Raw genomic sequence first — 13777 nt, forward strand, 5'->3', positions numbered from 1 at the left:
GTTTACAGTGGTGGATCAGCCTTTTTTGTTTTGCTCGGAGTTGAAGACGCTACTTGACCGTAGTGATGAGTAGATTTTGAGGAGTGATGAATGTGAAGGGGATCGTTCCTTTACGCTGCAGGCGCTTGCTTTCCTGCGGGGAGGGCGTCGAGCCTCCTCGTGCCTGCGGGGTCTCGCCGCTCTTTTCCGCTGGAGTCAAGCGCATTCCGCTTCAATCCACTCTGTGATTTTTCACTGTTTTCTTTAGATGGGGGCTCATCTCAACTCTTCTTACCGTGGAGAACCTTCCAGCCCATTTAAATTATGCCTTAACCGTTCAATAATATAATCTCATGAACTATTCCGCACTTTACTTGAAGTGAAGACCTCTTAAACTCCTTCCTCTATTAATAGAGGAAACACCTATTACCTTAGTGAAGTGTATGTGTAGCAAAACGGGACGAACCACTCCCACTGCTATCCCCTCCAAATAAAAGAGTAGGAACCGATTTGTCACCATCACCACCATCTATTTGATGAGGCCGATCACATTTTCACCCCACCACTCTTCAACGCATAGTGCAGTGCAGCGGAGGATGGCCGACTCCTACGGGAATAGCGCGCAGGGTGAGACCCCGCAAGAATGAGGAGGCTCACCGCAAGCCCCGAGGAAAGCGGCCACCCGCAGCGGAACGGAACGAACCACTACCCCTACCCCCCTCCAAATAAAAGAGTAGGAACGTATTTGTCACCATCACCACCATCTATTTGATGAGGCCGATCACATTTTCACCTCACCACTCTTCAACGCAGAGTGCAGTGCAACGAAGGGCAGACGACTCCTACGGGAATAGCGCGCAGGGTGAGACCCCGCAAAAATGAGGAGGCTCATCGCAAGCCCCGTGGAAAACGGCCACACGCAGCGGAACGGAACGAACCACTCCCACTACACCCCTTTCCAACTATCTAGTCTAGTAAACCGGGTTAGTATAAACCAAACTTATTTTCAATTATTTCCACAAGCCTATTTTTCCAAATATATTTTGTGTTACACTTAACTAAACGATCCGCCACACTATCAACGGAATACGTCTCACAAATCAAATGGGGTGCAAAATTGAAGCAAATCGAAGTACATGAGGTCTCAGACCTTCGCAGCCTTACTAAAGGACACGTTGCATACTTCTTCACCGATCAGGAACAATACGTTTCCAACGTTGTGGACTATGTCATCGCCGGACTCCGTCAAAACGAATGCACCATCATCGTCGAAAGCGACCGAATGGCTCCTATGATCGTTCTTAAATTAGCTCAAAAACTGACAGCATCTGAACTCGATCAGGTCAGGTTTCTCAATAATTACGAATTCTATTATGCACACGGAGACTTTCGGATCAACTCCATCCCGGATCTTCTTCCCACCTTGTTCAAAGGAGAATTCGACCCCGACATGTGTTATAGAACGTGGGCACATATCGAATGGAGGGACGAAAGCGAAGTGAGCAAGCTCCTCCACTCAGAAGAACAGGCGGATGTCATCGTGGCAGAAGAGAATCTCCTTTCTGTGTGCGCCTATGATTCCAGACGCGTCAGCGGAGATTTCAGGGACCGCCTCCTTGCCAGCCATAGTATCCATCTTCATGATAAGGCCTGAAAATGTATACACATCAGACAAAAAATGCCCCGACGGGATCACCGTCGGGGCATTTTCTGTTCATTCACTCTTTGTCTTTTGTGACTAATTTCAAAGGAACAGGAATCATTTTCTCCACTTTTTTACCATTCAGTACATCAGCTCCTGCCTGGACGGCGAGCTTGCCGATCTCTTCCGGCTGTTGGGCAACCGTAGCTGACAGGTTCCCTTCTTCAATGCTCTTCAGGGCATCTTCATTTCCGTCGAATCCAACGACGAGTACATCCCGTCCTGAGCTCTGGATCGCCTGTTGGGCACCGAGGGCCATTTCATCATTATGGGCGAAGACAGCCTTGATATCGGGATTACCCTGTAGGATGTTTTCCATCGTATTGAGTCCTTGGGTCCGGTCGAAGTTGGCCGTTTGCTTCGCGGCTACGTCAAGCTTGTCGTCAGCGAGGTTATGGAAGCCTGCTCCCCGTTCACGGGTCGCGGATGCTCCAGGTACCCCTTCGAGCTCGGCCACTTTCGTCCCTTCACCTAATTCTTTGATAAGATAGTCGGCGGCCATTTCCCCGCCCTTTTCATTATCAGAGCTGACGAGTGTCGCCACATCGCCTTTATCTGCTGAACGGTCAAGGGTGACGACTGGAATTCCGATGCTGTTGGCAGACTGTACGGCTGTAGAGATGGCCGATGAATCTGTCGGGTTAATGAGAAGAAGATCGACGCCTTGTTGGATCAAATCTTCCACGTCATTGATCTGCTTGGCTGCATCGTTCTGGGCATCGACAACGATGACTTTCATGCCCTGTGCCTTTGCTTCTTTCTGAACCCCTTCTTTGATGGAGACGAAGAACGGGTTATTCAGTGTCGAAACGGAGAGACCAATCTTCAGATCTTTCGGATCCTTCTTCCCGCTAGGCTTCGCCCATTCAGGGGGCTGAAGGGAACATGCTGCCAGGAATACGAGGGAGATACTCATCATAAGTACAATCAGTTTTTTCATGTGGAACCTCCTATGCTGCTTTCTTTCGATCGATTAATACGGCGATGATGATGACGATCCCCTTCACGACCATCTGGAAGAAGGATGATACGCCGAGTAGGTTTAGTCCGTTATTCAGCGTCCCGATGATTAGGGCACCGATCAGTGTCCCGACAATCAACCCGCGTCCACCTGATAGGGAGGTTCCTCCAAGCACGACGGCCGCGATGGCGTCAAGCTCATAAGATGTCCCTGCTGTCGGCTGAGCGGAGTTCAATCTTGACGTGAGTATGGCCCCTGCCAGTGCGGCAAGCAAGCCGGCGAGTGAATAGATCATGATTTTCACTCTCGATACTTTGATACCTGAAATAAGGGCTGCTTTTTCGTTCCCTCCGATGGCATATGTCTTACGTCCGAACGGCGTTTTGTGAAGGATCACCCAGAGAATGGCGAATGCCAGCAACATGGTGATGGCCGGTACCGGGATTCCGAGGAAATAGCCTCTTCCGAACAGTTGGAAGGCATAGTTGTCTCCAAGACCCGTGATCGGATTCCCGTCTGTGTAAACCAGGGTCAATCCCCGGAACATAGTCATTGTTGCCAGGGTAGCGATGAACGGAGCCATCTTCCCTTTTGTGATGAGAAGGCCATTGACTGCTCCCATGATGGCCCCAAGAATACATCCGATGAGGACGGCCAGGATCGGATCAAGACCGGATACCATCATCCCTGCCATCAGTGCGCTTGAGAGGGCGAGTATGGAGCCGACGGAAAGATCAATTCCTCCTGTCAGGATCACGAAGGTCATTCCATATGCAATCAAAGCGTTGATCGCAACTTGACGTAAAAGATTCAATAAGTTCAATGGTTCAAGGAAACTGGGATTGATAATGGAAACGGTCACGATCAGGACGAGAAGTCCCAAGAATGGTCCGAGCTTCTGCATGAAGCTTCCTACGTGATTGGTTCGATTAAGTGTGTTATTCATTGATCTGACCTCCTGTTGCCAGCGTCATAATTTTTTCCTGCGTTGCTTCTTTGCCTATTACTTCACCTGACACCCTGCCCTCGTGAATGACGATCACCCGATCACTCATCCCCAGTACTTCAGGAAGTTCGGATGAGACCATGATGATGGCGACTCCGCGGTCCGTCAGTTCATTCATGAGCTGGTAGATTTCCCGCTTTGCTCCCACATCGACTCCCCTTGTCGGTTCGTCCAGGATGAGAACTTTCGGACCGATCCCGATCCACTTGGCGATGACGACCTTCTGCTGGTTCCCACCGGAGAGGTTCTTCGCGGAGGTCATGGCGGATTCTGTTTTGATTGTCAGACGTTTGATAAGGAGTTCGACGAATTCTTCCTCCTGTTTGTCCTTGATCATCCCGTTCTTGGTGAAACTGAAGAGACTCGGGAGGACGATGTTATCCTTGATGGAGAAATCAAGGATGAGACCCTCTTCTTTCCGATCCTCTGTGATGAAGCCAAGTCCGAGTTCCACCGCTTGATTCGGGTTCTTGACGGTAACATTCTTACCGGCCACCAGGATGTTCCCTTCGTATTTGCCATCAAGACCGAAGATGGTACGCATGATTTCTGTGCGTCCGGCACCCATCAGTCCCGACACCCCGACGATTTCCCCTTCCCTAACTTGGAAACTGACGTTTTCGAACACGCCTTTTCGCGTCAGCCCTTTGACTTCCAGGATGGTTTCCCCGGGGTTACTGTTTCTCTCCGGGAATCGATCGGTCAATTCCCTGCCGACCATTTTTTTGACGACGTCGTTGAAGTTCGTTTCAGGAATCGGGGTCGTGTCTACTGTCCGGCCATCCCGCATGACGGTGATGGTGTCGCAGATAGTGAAGATCTCTTCCATCCGGTGAGAAATATAGACGATAGAGACGCCCGACTCCTTTAGGGAACGGATTACATCGAAGAGCTTTTGGATTTCCCTGTCGGTGAGCGCTGCGGTCGGTTCATCCATGATAATCACTTTCGCGTCGGTCATCAGTGCCTTGGCGATCTCAATCATCTGCTGCTCACCCACCGAGCACTTCCCCGCTTCCTTATGAAGAGGGATGGAGATGGAGAGGCGGTCGAATTGCTTCTTGGCAACCGCTTTCATTTTTTGGGTTTGAATGAGACCGAATGACGTAATCGGTTCTTTATTGATGAAGAGATTGTCGAGAACCGTCATCTCTGGCCAGATGTTCAACTCCTGGTGGATGAAGGCTATGCCGAACTCTTCTGCCTGTTTTGGATTATCAAAGGTCTTTTCCACACCGTCCATGGTGATGGTACCCTGATCTTTTTTATGAAGGCCCGTCAAAATGTTCATGAGGGTGGACTTACCTGCTCCATTCTCCCCCATCAATGCGTGGACTTCTCCTCCACGGATATGGATGTCCACTCCTTCCAGGACCTTATTTTGACCGAAGGCTTTATGAATATGATCCATGCGGATTTCCATGAGATTCCCTCCTTTTAGAACGTTACGCCGGCATGCAGGATGCAGTTGGCATATGGGGTGATTTCACCTGTGCGTATGACGGCCCTTGCCGATTGGAGCTGATGCTTCAGCTCTTCATGAGACATGTATTCGATCTGTTCAAAGCGCTGTTGAAGCTCCTTGTGAACATGAGGATTCTGTTCCAGTTCGCTGGCAGCTGTCATTCGCTCCACCACCATCTCGTCCATGAGAATATCCACCACATCAAGGAAGGATGGAACCCCTCCTTTTAATGCCAGGTCGATCTTCTTCACATGAGGGGGGATGGGGAGCCCCGCATCAGCGATGACGACTGTATCGGTATGCCCCAGGTCGGCCAGTACTTTTGCGATTTCACTATTGAGTATTCCGTTTCGTTTCATTCCGCGAGCCCCCTTTCGACTTCTTCACGAGTCGGCATTCCGCCTTGGGCACCGAAGCCTGTAACGGAAATGGATGCAGCCCGATTGGCAAAACGAAGGCTCTCCTCAAGGGGCTTCCCTTCGGCCACTGCCACTCCAAGGGCTGCATTGAATGTATCTCCTGCCCCTGTTGTATCCACCGCCTCCACCTTGAAGGAGGAAACGAGTTTCTCTTCTGCACCGTCATAATAGCGTACTCCGGCAGATCCTTCTGTGATGAAGAGCTTGTTCGGATACTTAATCAGTACGTCCGCTAATGGGACTCCAGGGAATAAAAGACCCGCTTCATGCTCGTTCGGCGTCAGATAGGCCGCCTGCTCGATCACTGTATCGGGAATCTCCCTTGCCGGCGCCGGATTAAGCAACAGTGGTACTCCGATCTCGGTGCACAGTCTGGCTGTCTCGATCACGGTTTCTTCAGGCACTTCCTGCTGGATCATGATCAAATCACACTCTCTTAAGAGGGAAAGGGCATTTTTTACGTATGATGGGGTTACATGATCGTTGGCTCCTTTGACGACGATGATGCTGTTATCTCCTTCTGCCAATACAATGTGAGCAGTCCCACTGCTTACATCTGTAACCGGTTCCACATAGTCGGTGATGACTCCGTTGGCTTTCAGGTTTGCAACGATCTCCTGACCATATGCGTCATCTCCGACCCTGCCGATCATATGAACGTCAGCCCCGAGTCTCGCAGCTGCTACTGCCTGGTTCGCGCCTTTTCCTCCGGGTACGGTACTGAATGCTTCTCCGAGGATGGTTTCCCCTGCCCCCGGACGTCTGTCGGCCGTTACGACCAGATCCATGGAGGAGCTGCCGATCACGGCGATTTTTGGTGGTTTCATCATGATCATCCCTTTCTGGTTGTGTCTCTTTCTATGAGTTCCACCGGCATCTGGATGGTGGATTGAGTGACAGTTTCTTTTCGTATCATGGTGATGAGAAGCCTTGCCGCTTCCCGTCCCATTTCATAGGCAGGCTGCCGGATCGTCGTGAGCGTAGGATAGGACAGCCGGCTTTGGGGGATATCATCATACCCGATGATCTGTACCTCTTCAGGGATGCGTTTCCCCCTTTTTAATGCTTCATGGATGGCGGCGATCCCAACAATATCATTGCTTGCAATCACTCCGTCGGTATCCGGGAACTGCTCGAACAATTCCTTTGCCCATCCCAGTGCTTCTTCGAAGGAATAAGAGGTGGTGGAGAGAACCGAGAAGTCGACCTCTGCCTGACTCAGCTCTTCGATGGCGCCCTGGAACCGGTCACGTGCCGGTTTGATATGGGCCGGACCTTTCAGGATGGTAATCTTGCGTGAACCCTTTTCAATCAGGGTCCTTGCCGCAAGCCTACCTCCTTCCCGCCCATCTGCATAGACGGCCGGGTGGTTGTCTGTGGTGCGATCCAGGAGGACCAGCGGTGTTTTCACTTCATTGTATATATGGTAATCGACGTGGTTGGTTGCCGATATGATTCCGACTACATTGTTCTGTATGAACGTTTGGATGTAATCCATTTCTTTTTGCACATGCTCATCACTGTTTCCCAACAGGAGCCTGAATCCGGATTCACTCAGTTCATCCTCTACTCCCCGTGCCAGCTGTGGGAAGAATGGATTCGTAATATCGGGAAGAAGCAGACCGATCAGTCTTGACTCCCGCTTATATAAAGAGCGGGCAACTTCATTCGGACTGTAGTTCAGCTCTTCGATGGCCTTCATCACTTTTTTTCGTGTATCGGCCCCGACATATCCATTATCATTGAGCACCCGGGAAACCGTGGCAACGGAAACCCCCGCTTTTTTTGCTACATCTCTGATTGTGACCATGTGCTTTCACTTCTTTCGTGTAACCGGTTACATATAAATTATCATAGACCCTTCAAGAAAAGCAATAGAATAAATTTCCTAATTCATTTTTTGATAAAAAAAGACGCGGGCATAATGCCCGCGTCCTTCCTCGTTCATATTAAAACAGTTTCGTTGTCCATGATTCACAGTTCCAAACTTCGGTAGCCACATCCTGATAGAATTCAGGTTCATGACTGATAAGAAGGACGCTTCCTTTGTATTCCTTCAATGCGCGCTTCAGCTCTTCCTTCGCTTCCACATCCAGGTGGTTCGTCGGTTCATCGAACACAAGAACATTGGATTCATTGTTCATGAGTTTGCACAGGCGCACCTTTGCTTTTTCCCCACCGCTCAGTACTTCCACCTTGCTCTCGATATGCTTCGTCGTAAGTCCGCATTTGGCCAGGGCGGCACGCACCTCCGCCTGATTGAGGGAAGGAAATTCGTTCCACACTTCTTCAATGCAGGTATTGCGGTTTTCGGTTTTGATCTCCTGCTCGAAGTATCCGATATGAAGATATTCACCAAGTTCAACGCTGCCTGAAATTGGTTTGATCTCCCCCAGGATGCTTCTGAGCAGGGTCGTTTTTCCGATTCCGTTGGCTCCTGAGAGGGCGATCTTCTGACCCCGTTCCATTTTCAGATTAAGAGGTCTGGATAGTGGCTCATCATACCCGATGACAAGATCCTTCGTTTCAAAGATGACGCGTCCCGCTGTCCTCGCAAGCTTGAAGTTGAATTCAGGCTTCGGCTTTTCGGATGCAAGCTCGATGACCTCCATCTTATCAAGCTTTTTCTGACGGGACATGGCCATATTCCGGGTCGAAACCCTCGCCTTATTACGTGCCACGAAGTCTTTCAGATTCGAGATCTCCTGCTGCTGTTTCTTATAGGCAGACTCTAGCTGCTGCCGCTTCATTTCGTGGACTTTCTTGAACTCATGATAGTCTCCCGCGTAGCGGTTCAGCTCCTGATTTTCCATATGGTAGATCAGGTTGATGACGCTGTTGAGGAACGGGATATCATGGGAGATAAGGATGAAGGCATTCTCATACTCTTGCAGATATCGCTTCAGCCACTCGATGTGCTGCTCATCCAGATAGTTTGTCGGCTCATCTAGAAGGAGGATATCGGGCTTCTCAAGAAGGAGTTTGGCCAGAAGGACCTTCGTACGCTGTCCGCCGCTCAGGTCATGGACATCTTTATCAAGGCCGATATCATCAAGCCCCAATCCGCGCCCGATTTCTTCCACCTTGGCATCGATGATGTAAAAATCATTGTTGGTCAGCGCTTCTTGCAGGGTACCTGTCTCTTCAAGAAGGTCCTCCAACTCTTCAGGGGATGCGTCCCCCATCTTGCCGAAAAGCTCATTCATCTCGGTTTCCATATCGAAGAGGTATTGGAAGGCCGTCTTGAGGACGTCGCGGATCGTCATCCCCTGTTTCAATTGGGCATGTTGATCCAAGTACCCGATCCGGATCCGCTTCGCCCATTCCACCTTGCCTTCGTCTGGTTCAAGCTTGCCTGTGATGATATTCATGAATGTCGATTTACCTTCACCGTTCGCCCCGATCAGGCCGATGTGTTCCCCTTTCAACAGACGGAAGGACACATCATTGAAGATCGCACGATCACCGAAGCCGTGGGTCAGGTTTTTGACTGTTAATAGACTCATATCGATTTAACACCTTTTTCTATAAATTCTCAGTTCACTCCCTCTATTATAAAGGGGATGACTTGTAAAAAATAGTGGGAATTACGGGTTGCGTAAAGCTCCGTTCACATCATAGTCTGCAGGGTCCAGATCGGTCTCTTCCCCCAGTGCCAGCTTCGCGAGCTGGGATCCAAGGAACGGGCCAGCCGTCAGACCCGATGCCCCGAGGCCGTTGGCAAAGAGGACCCCATCAACGCTTGGCATGTATCCGAATACCGGCAAAAACCCCGGGGTGAATGGGCGATAGCCGACCCGGGTTTCTAGCACTTCACTTTCATGAAGACCCGGCGCGATGGCCATGGCTTTTGAAAGGATTTCAAGCATTCCTCCCGCCGTGACCCGTCCGTTGACGGCATCATTTTCGTGGGTGGCCCCTGCGACGATCCTTCCTTCCGGGAAAGCAAGCAGGTATTGATCATTGGGTGGCATGACGACGGGCCACTCATCCGTATCGGCATCCGCTTCATTTAGATGGATGATTTGGGCCTTCTGCGATGTGACATCAACATCGATTCCGAGTGGAGCAAACAATTCCTTCACCCACACGCCGGCCGTGACAATGACACGATCGGCTTCGATCCTTTCGTCATCGAGCATGATCCCCGTTCCCTTTTTCAGGAGACGGGCATTCCCCTTCCTGATGATCGCACCGCGTTTCTCTGCAGCTGACAAGAGTGCCTTGCAGATAGCGCGTCCGTCCACCCGGGCCGCCCCTGATACATGGACGGCCCTGTATTCATCGGAGAGAAGCGGGAAAATGGCCCGGGTTTCTTCTGCCGACAATTTCGTCAGCTCTCCGATTTCCGGAGCATCCTCCCTCCTTTTCAAGGCCCTCTCCATCATTCCATCCAGTTTCTTCTCATCCGTATGGAGGCTGAGAGCACCTACCCGTTTATACCCCGTGTCATGCTCGCCATCCTCCTTCAGCATCTCGATGAGTTCGGGATAGTAGGCCGCTCCTCCTTTAGCAAGCTTGTACCATATTTTGTTACGGCGCTGAGACAGCCAGGGACAGACGATACCGGCTGCAGCCGCCGTCGCCTGACCCGTATCGCCCCTGTCCACGACCAGGACTTCCGCCCCTTTCCTTGCAAGGTGATAAGCGGTCGAGGCCCCGAGGATCCCGGCACCGATGACGATCGTCGATTTCATGTATAAACACACTTTCCATTCGTTTTTCTCTTATCTTACTTGAGATTGGCTTTGAACTCAATCTGTGCACATCACGGCCAATTTCAGAAAAGACATTGACAATGTACGTCAATCCATGATAAAAATTGTATAACCTAAATAACGAAAAGCTTTGAAGGAACCAAGTAGCGAACCCTTCCCTGTTCTAGAGAGCCGATGGTTGGTGCAAATCGGTACACATGCGGTAAGTGAATTTCGATTCCAGAGCTTCTTTTGACGAGATCAAAAGACGGTATATGCCGTTATTTCCGAAGAGTGATGGGCTTGTCCCATAACTAGGGTGGTACCGCGATATCCAATCGTCCCTACAATTATGTAGGGGCGATTTTTTTATTGTCTTCGGCTACAACCATAAACAGAAAGGAGATCAACCCATGAGTCAACGTGAACAATGGTCATCCAAACTCGGCTTCATCCTTGCTGCGGCAGGATCGGCCATCGGTTTAGGCGCAATCTGGAAATTCCCTTATATTGCAGGGCAGAACGGAGGCGGCGCATTCTTCCTGATCTTCATCCTTTTCACTTTATTCCTTGGCCTTCCTCTGCTTCTGGCGGAATTCTCCATCGGGAGGACTGCTCAAAGCAATGCGATCGATTCGTATAAAAAGATTGCCCCGGGAACCCAGTGGCACTGGATCGGAGTCCTTGGGATGGTCGCATCCTTCATCCTGCTATCCTTCTATAGTGTCGTTGGCGGATGGATCGTCATCTATCTGTTCAAGGCCATCACCGGACAGCTGAATGGATTGACCTCGGATCAGTACGGTGAGGTATTCGGAACCACCATTGCTGATCCGTGGGTGAGTGTCATCGTTCAACTCATCTTCATCCTGATGACCATCGTCGTCGTAGCCAAAGGCGTTCAGCAGGGAATCGAGCGTGCCAGCAAGATCATGATGCCTGCCCTGTTCGTCCTTTTCATAGTGCTGGTCCTTCGTGCTGTGACCCTTGACGGAGCGGGAGAAGGCGTCCGATTCCTTCTTCTGCCGGATTTCTCCAAGGTCACCCCGCGTACGATTCTGGAAGCCATGGGACAATCGTTCTTCACCCTGAGCGTCGGGGTATCGGTCATGCTGACGTATAGCTCCTATCTTCCGAAAAATCAGAGCCTGCCGCGTTCGGCTGTGTCCATCGTCATCATGAATATCTTCATCGTGCTCCTTGCCGGCCTTGCCATCTTCCCGGCGGTCTTTGCATTCGGACTCGAGCCTAACGCAGGACCTGTTCTCCTGTTTAACGTGCTTCCGACAATCTTCAACCAGTTGCCATTCGGAATGCTGTTCTTCATCGCGTTCCTGATCCTCTTCCTGTTCGCCGCCTTGACTTCAGCATTCTCCATGCTTGAAATCATCGTATCGGTCATCGCGAAGAATGATCCGGCAAAGAGGACAAAGTGGGCATGGATCATCGGGATTGCCATCTTCATTTTCGGGATTCCATCCGCCCTCTCTTATGGGGTACTCAGCGACATCACCCTATTCGATAAGATCATCTTTGATCTTGCCGATTTCGCCGTAAGCAACGTATTATTACCGCTCGGGTGCCTGCTGATATCCATCTTTGTCCCGTTAAAGATGAAGAAAACGGCTCTCTATGAAGAGTTGAAAAGCGGAAGCAGCATGAAGAAAGGCATATTCGAAGTTTGGTTCTTCCTGATCCGCTTCGTTGCACCACTTTTCATCATTGTTGTCATGCTCAATATGCTCGGCTTTTATTAATAGAAGAAAAAAATCGTACAGCGCGTGCCCTGTACGATTTTTTCTATTATGTTTGCGATTTGGTATAGGGAACGATCACTCCGCAGGCCAAGCGTTTCCCCGCATCACCTGAAGGCTGAGACCGGTAATCATCTGGACTCTGGTGGATGATCACGCCTTTTCCCACCACATCCTTCACACTGAATTTATTGGTGAAGAAGGACATCCGGGCATATCCCCCATTAGAAAACAGGACGGGAAAATCTCCTGCGTGATTGCCATGGGGTTGGGCTCCGGGATTCCAATGACCGCCCGCAGATGTAAAAGGATCGGACGGGTCTCCAATTTCGCATATCCCCTTCTCATGAAGGTGGAAACCATGTGGACCGATTGGTTTCTCTCCATTCTTTCCTTCTTTATAAGGCGGAAGACCCCTCACCTCCACCATGACTTCCACCCCTCCCTTCACATCGTGAAAAAAGACGTTCCCGTCGAGATCCGGCGCAAGCGGACCTCCCTTGATCATTGCGTACGCAATGTTCCCCGTATCCATTCCATTCATCTTTTTTCCCCTCCTTCTCATCTTCATCAATCTATGCCTTCCAGTCCTTTTGCATGACCAACAATCGTTTAAACGTAGATTCCTTGAGGCGCAAGGAAGGAACCTTCTTGATCAAACGTTTGTTTAAAAAGGACCTTTCTCCATTGAACCCTAATAAGGTAAATTCCACCTATTACCATCTACCCTGTACAATTGTCCAAAAAAATGGTATATTTTCAGAAACTTCAGACTAATGGACATCATGAGAATAATATTTTGGAGGGATGACCATGGCAACCGAAATGAAGCTGATTCCGTATTTCATGAACGAAATGATTGGAGATGTAAATGAGGTTCCGAAAGGCATTGAAATGATTCAGTCCCCCATACTATGGAAAGAAGGATGCAAAGGAAAGGGCACGACCATCGCCGTACTCGATACAGGCTGTGACATCAACCATCCTGACCTTGCCGGACGGGTGAAGGGCGTCAAGAACTTCACTGATGACGATGCAGGGGCAGACGATAATGTGACGGACTACAGTGGACATGGCACCCATGTCTCCGGAACCATCGCTGCCAATGAGGATGGAGATGGAGTGATCGGAGTCGCCCCGCTTGCAGACCTCATGATCATCAAAGTACTCGCGGGAAGTTCCGGGAGAGGACAATACGATTGGATCGTGAAAGGAATCGAGTATGCAACGGAACAGGGAGTCGATATTATCTCCATGTCCCTGGGCGGCCCGACTGATTATAAACCGCTCCATGACGCAATCAAAAAAGCCGTAGCAGCTGGTATCCTGGTGGTTTCTGCAGCCGGTAATGAAGGCGACGGGAACAGCGATACAGATGAATTCTCCTACCCGGCAAGCTATAAGGAAGTCATCGCCGTGGGAGCCATCGACCTCCAGAGAAAATCATCCTACTTCACCAATTCCAATAATGAAATCGACCTTGTAGCCCCTGGAGAGCAGATCCTCTCAACGATCCCCGGGGATAAATATGCCAAGCTCAGCGGGACGTCCATGTCGGCTCCCCACGTAGCAGGCGCGCTTGCCTTGATCAAAGAGTTTGAGGAAGCAGCATTCAAACGGGAACTGAGCGAACCGGAAATCTATGCCCAGCTCGTGAAACGAACCATCCCTCTCGGATACCCGAAATCCCTCGAAGGAAACGGATTGCTCTATCTCACGGCTCCGGATCTGCTGAGGGAACATCTCCGCTCCCAGCCTCTTGCCCATATAGGATAAAAAAGAAACGGCCGGGGG

At 50.3% G+C, this 13777-nt stretch carries 13 protein-coding genes and 1 other annotated feature; of the genes, 3 read left to right on the plus strand and 10 right to left on the minus strand.

What is annotated here, in order from left to right:
- Positions 1-49: 49 nt before the first annotated feature.
- Positions 50-205 carry a hypothetical protein gene (locus tag AF331_RS22505; protein WP_160316566.1) on the minus strand — a complete coding sequence of 52 codons (156 nt, stop codon included), beginning with the start codon at positions 203-205 and terminating at the stop codon, positions 50-52.
- Between the two features lie 891 nt (positions 206-1096).
- On the opposite strand from AF331_RS22505, the gene AF331_RS14865 reads away from it, so the two are divergent.
- The gene (locus AF331_RS14865; RefSeq protein WP_082346989.1) at positions 1097-1633 is read left to right on the plus strand and encodes an MEDS domain-containing protein; all 537 of its coding nucleotides are present in this window, start codon (positions 1097-1099) and stop codon (positions 1631-1633) included.
- A 64-nt stretch (positions 1634-1697) separates the two neighbouring features.
- On the opposite strand, the gene rbsB is transcribed toward AF331_RS14865, so the two are convergent.
- The 8 genes from rbsB to AF331_RS14905 form a co-directional block, all read right to left on the minus strand.
- Positions 1698-2621, minus strand: a complete 924-nt coding sequence (gene rbsB / locus AF331_RS14870) for a ribose ABC transporter substrate-binding protein RbsB (RefSeq protein ID WP_053428845.1) — start codon at positions 2619-2621, stop codon at positions 1698-1700.
- A gap of 10 nt (positions 2622-2631) precedes the next feature.
- Positions 2632-3588 (minus strand): ribose ABC transporter permease RbsC, encoded by a 957-nt coding sequence (gene rbsC / locus AF331_RS14875; protein WP_053428846.1) that lies wholly within the window; start codon positions 3586-3588, stop codon positions 2632-2634.
- Positions 3581-5071 carry a sugar ABC transporter ATP-binding protein gene (locus AF331_RS14880; RefSeq protein WP_053428847.1) on the minus strand — a complete coding sequence of 497 codons (1491 nt, stop codon included), beginning with the start codon at positions 5069-5071 and terminating at the stop codon, positions 3581-3583. Before AF331_RS14880 ends, rbsC begins: the two co-directional genes overlap by 8 nt.
- A gap of 14 nt (positions 5072-5085) precedes the next feature.
- A complete protein-coding gene (gene rbsD, locus AF331_RS14885; RefSeq protein ID WP_053428848.1) occupies positions 5086-5472 on the minus strand; it encodes a D-ribose pyranase in 387 nt (128 codons plus the stop codon).
- The gene (gene rbsK, locus AF331_RS14890; protein ID WP_053428979.1) at positions 5469-6359 is read right to left on the minus strand and encodes a ribokinase; all 891 of its coding nucleotides are present in this window, start codon (positions 6357-6359) and stop codon (positions 5469-5471) included. Before rbsK ends, rbsD begins: the two co-directional genes overlap by 4 nt.
- Before the next feature lie 5 nt (positions 6360-6364).
- Positions 6365-7342 (minus strand): LacI family DNA-binding transcriptional regulator, encoded by a 978-nt coding sequence (locus tag AF331_RS14895; RefSeq protein WP_053428849.1) that lies wholly within the window; start codon positions 7340-7342, stop codon positions 6365-6367.
- Between the two features lie 139 nt (positions 7343-7481).
- Positions 7482-9038: an ABC-F family ATP-binding cassette domain-containing protein gene (locus AF331_RS14900; RefSeq protein ID WP_053428850.1), complete on the minus strand. Its 1557-nt coding sequence runs from the start codon at positions 9036-9038 to the stop codon at positions 7482-7484.
- Between the two features lie 81 nt (positions 9039-9119).
- Positions 9120-10229 (minus strand): NAD(P)/FAD-dependent oxidoreductase, encoded by a 1110-nt coding sequence (locus AF331_RS14905; protein WP_053428851.1) that lies wholly within the window; start codon positions 10227-10229, stop codon positions 9120-9122.
- Between the two features lie 142 nt (positions 10230-10371).
- Positions 10372-10578: a binding site (T-box leader), on the plus strand.
- Between the two features lie 64 nt (positions 10579-10642).
- Between AF331_RS14905 and AF331_RS14910 the strand changes: the two genes are divergently transcribed.
- Complete coding sequence (locus AF331_RS14910) at positions 10643-11986, plus strand: sodium-dependent transporter (RefSeq protein ID WP_053428852.1); 1344 nt, start codon at positions 10643-10645, stop codon at positions 11984-11986.
- Between the two features lie 46 nt (positions 11987-12032).
- Here AF331_RS14910 and AF331_RS14915 read toward each other — a convergent pair whose 3' ends face one another.
- Entirely contained in the window at positions 12033-12527 is a 495-nt protein-coding gene (locus AF331_RS14915) for a superoxide dismutase family protein (protein ID WP_235576398.1), read from the minus strand.
- Positions 12528-12796: 269 nt separating this feature from the next.
- Between AF331_RS14915 and AF331_RS14920 the strand changes: the two genes are divergently transcribed.
- A complete protein-coding gene (locus AF331_RS14920) occupies positions 12797-13759 on the plus strand; it encodes a S8 family peptidase (protein WP_053428853.1) in 963 nt (320 codons plus the stop codon).
- Positions 13760-13777 lie beyond the last annotated feature (18 nt).

It is taken from the genome of Rossellomorea marisflavi (assembly GCF_001274775.1).
Taxonomy (GTDB): Bacteria; Bacillota; Bacilli; order Bacillales; family Bacillaceae_B; genus Rossellomorea; species Rossellomorea marisflavi.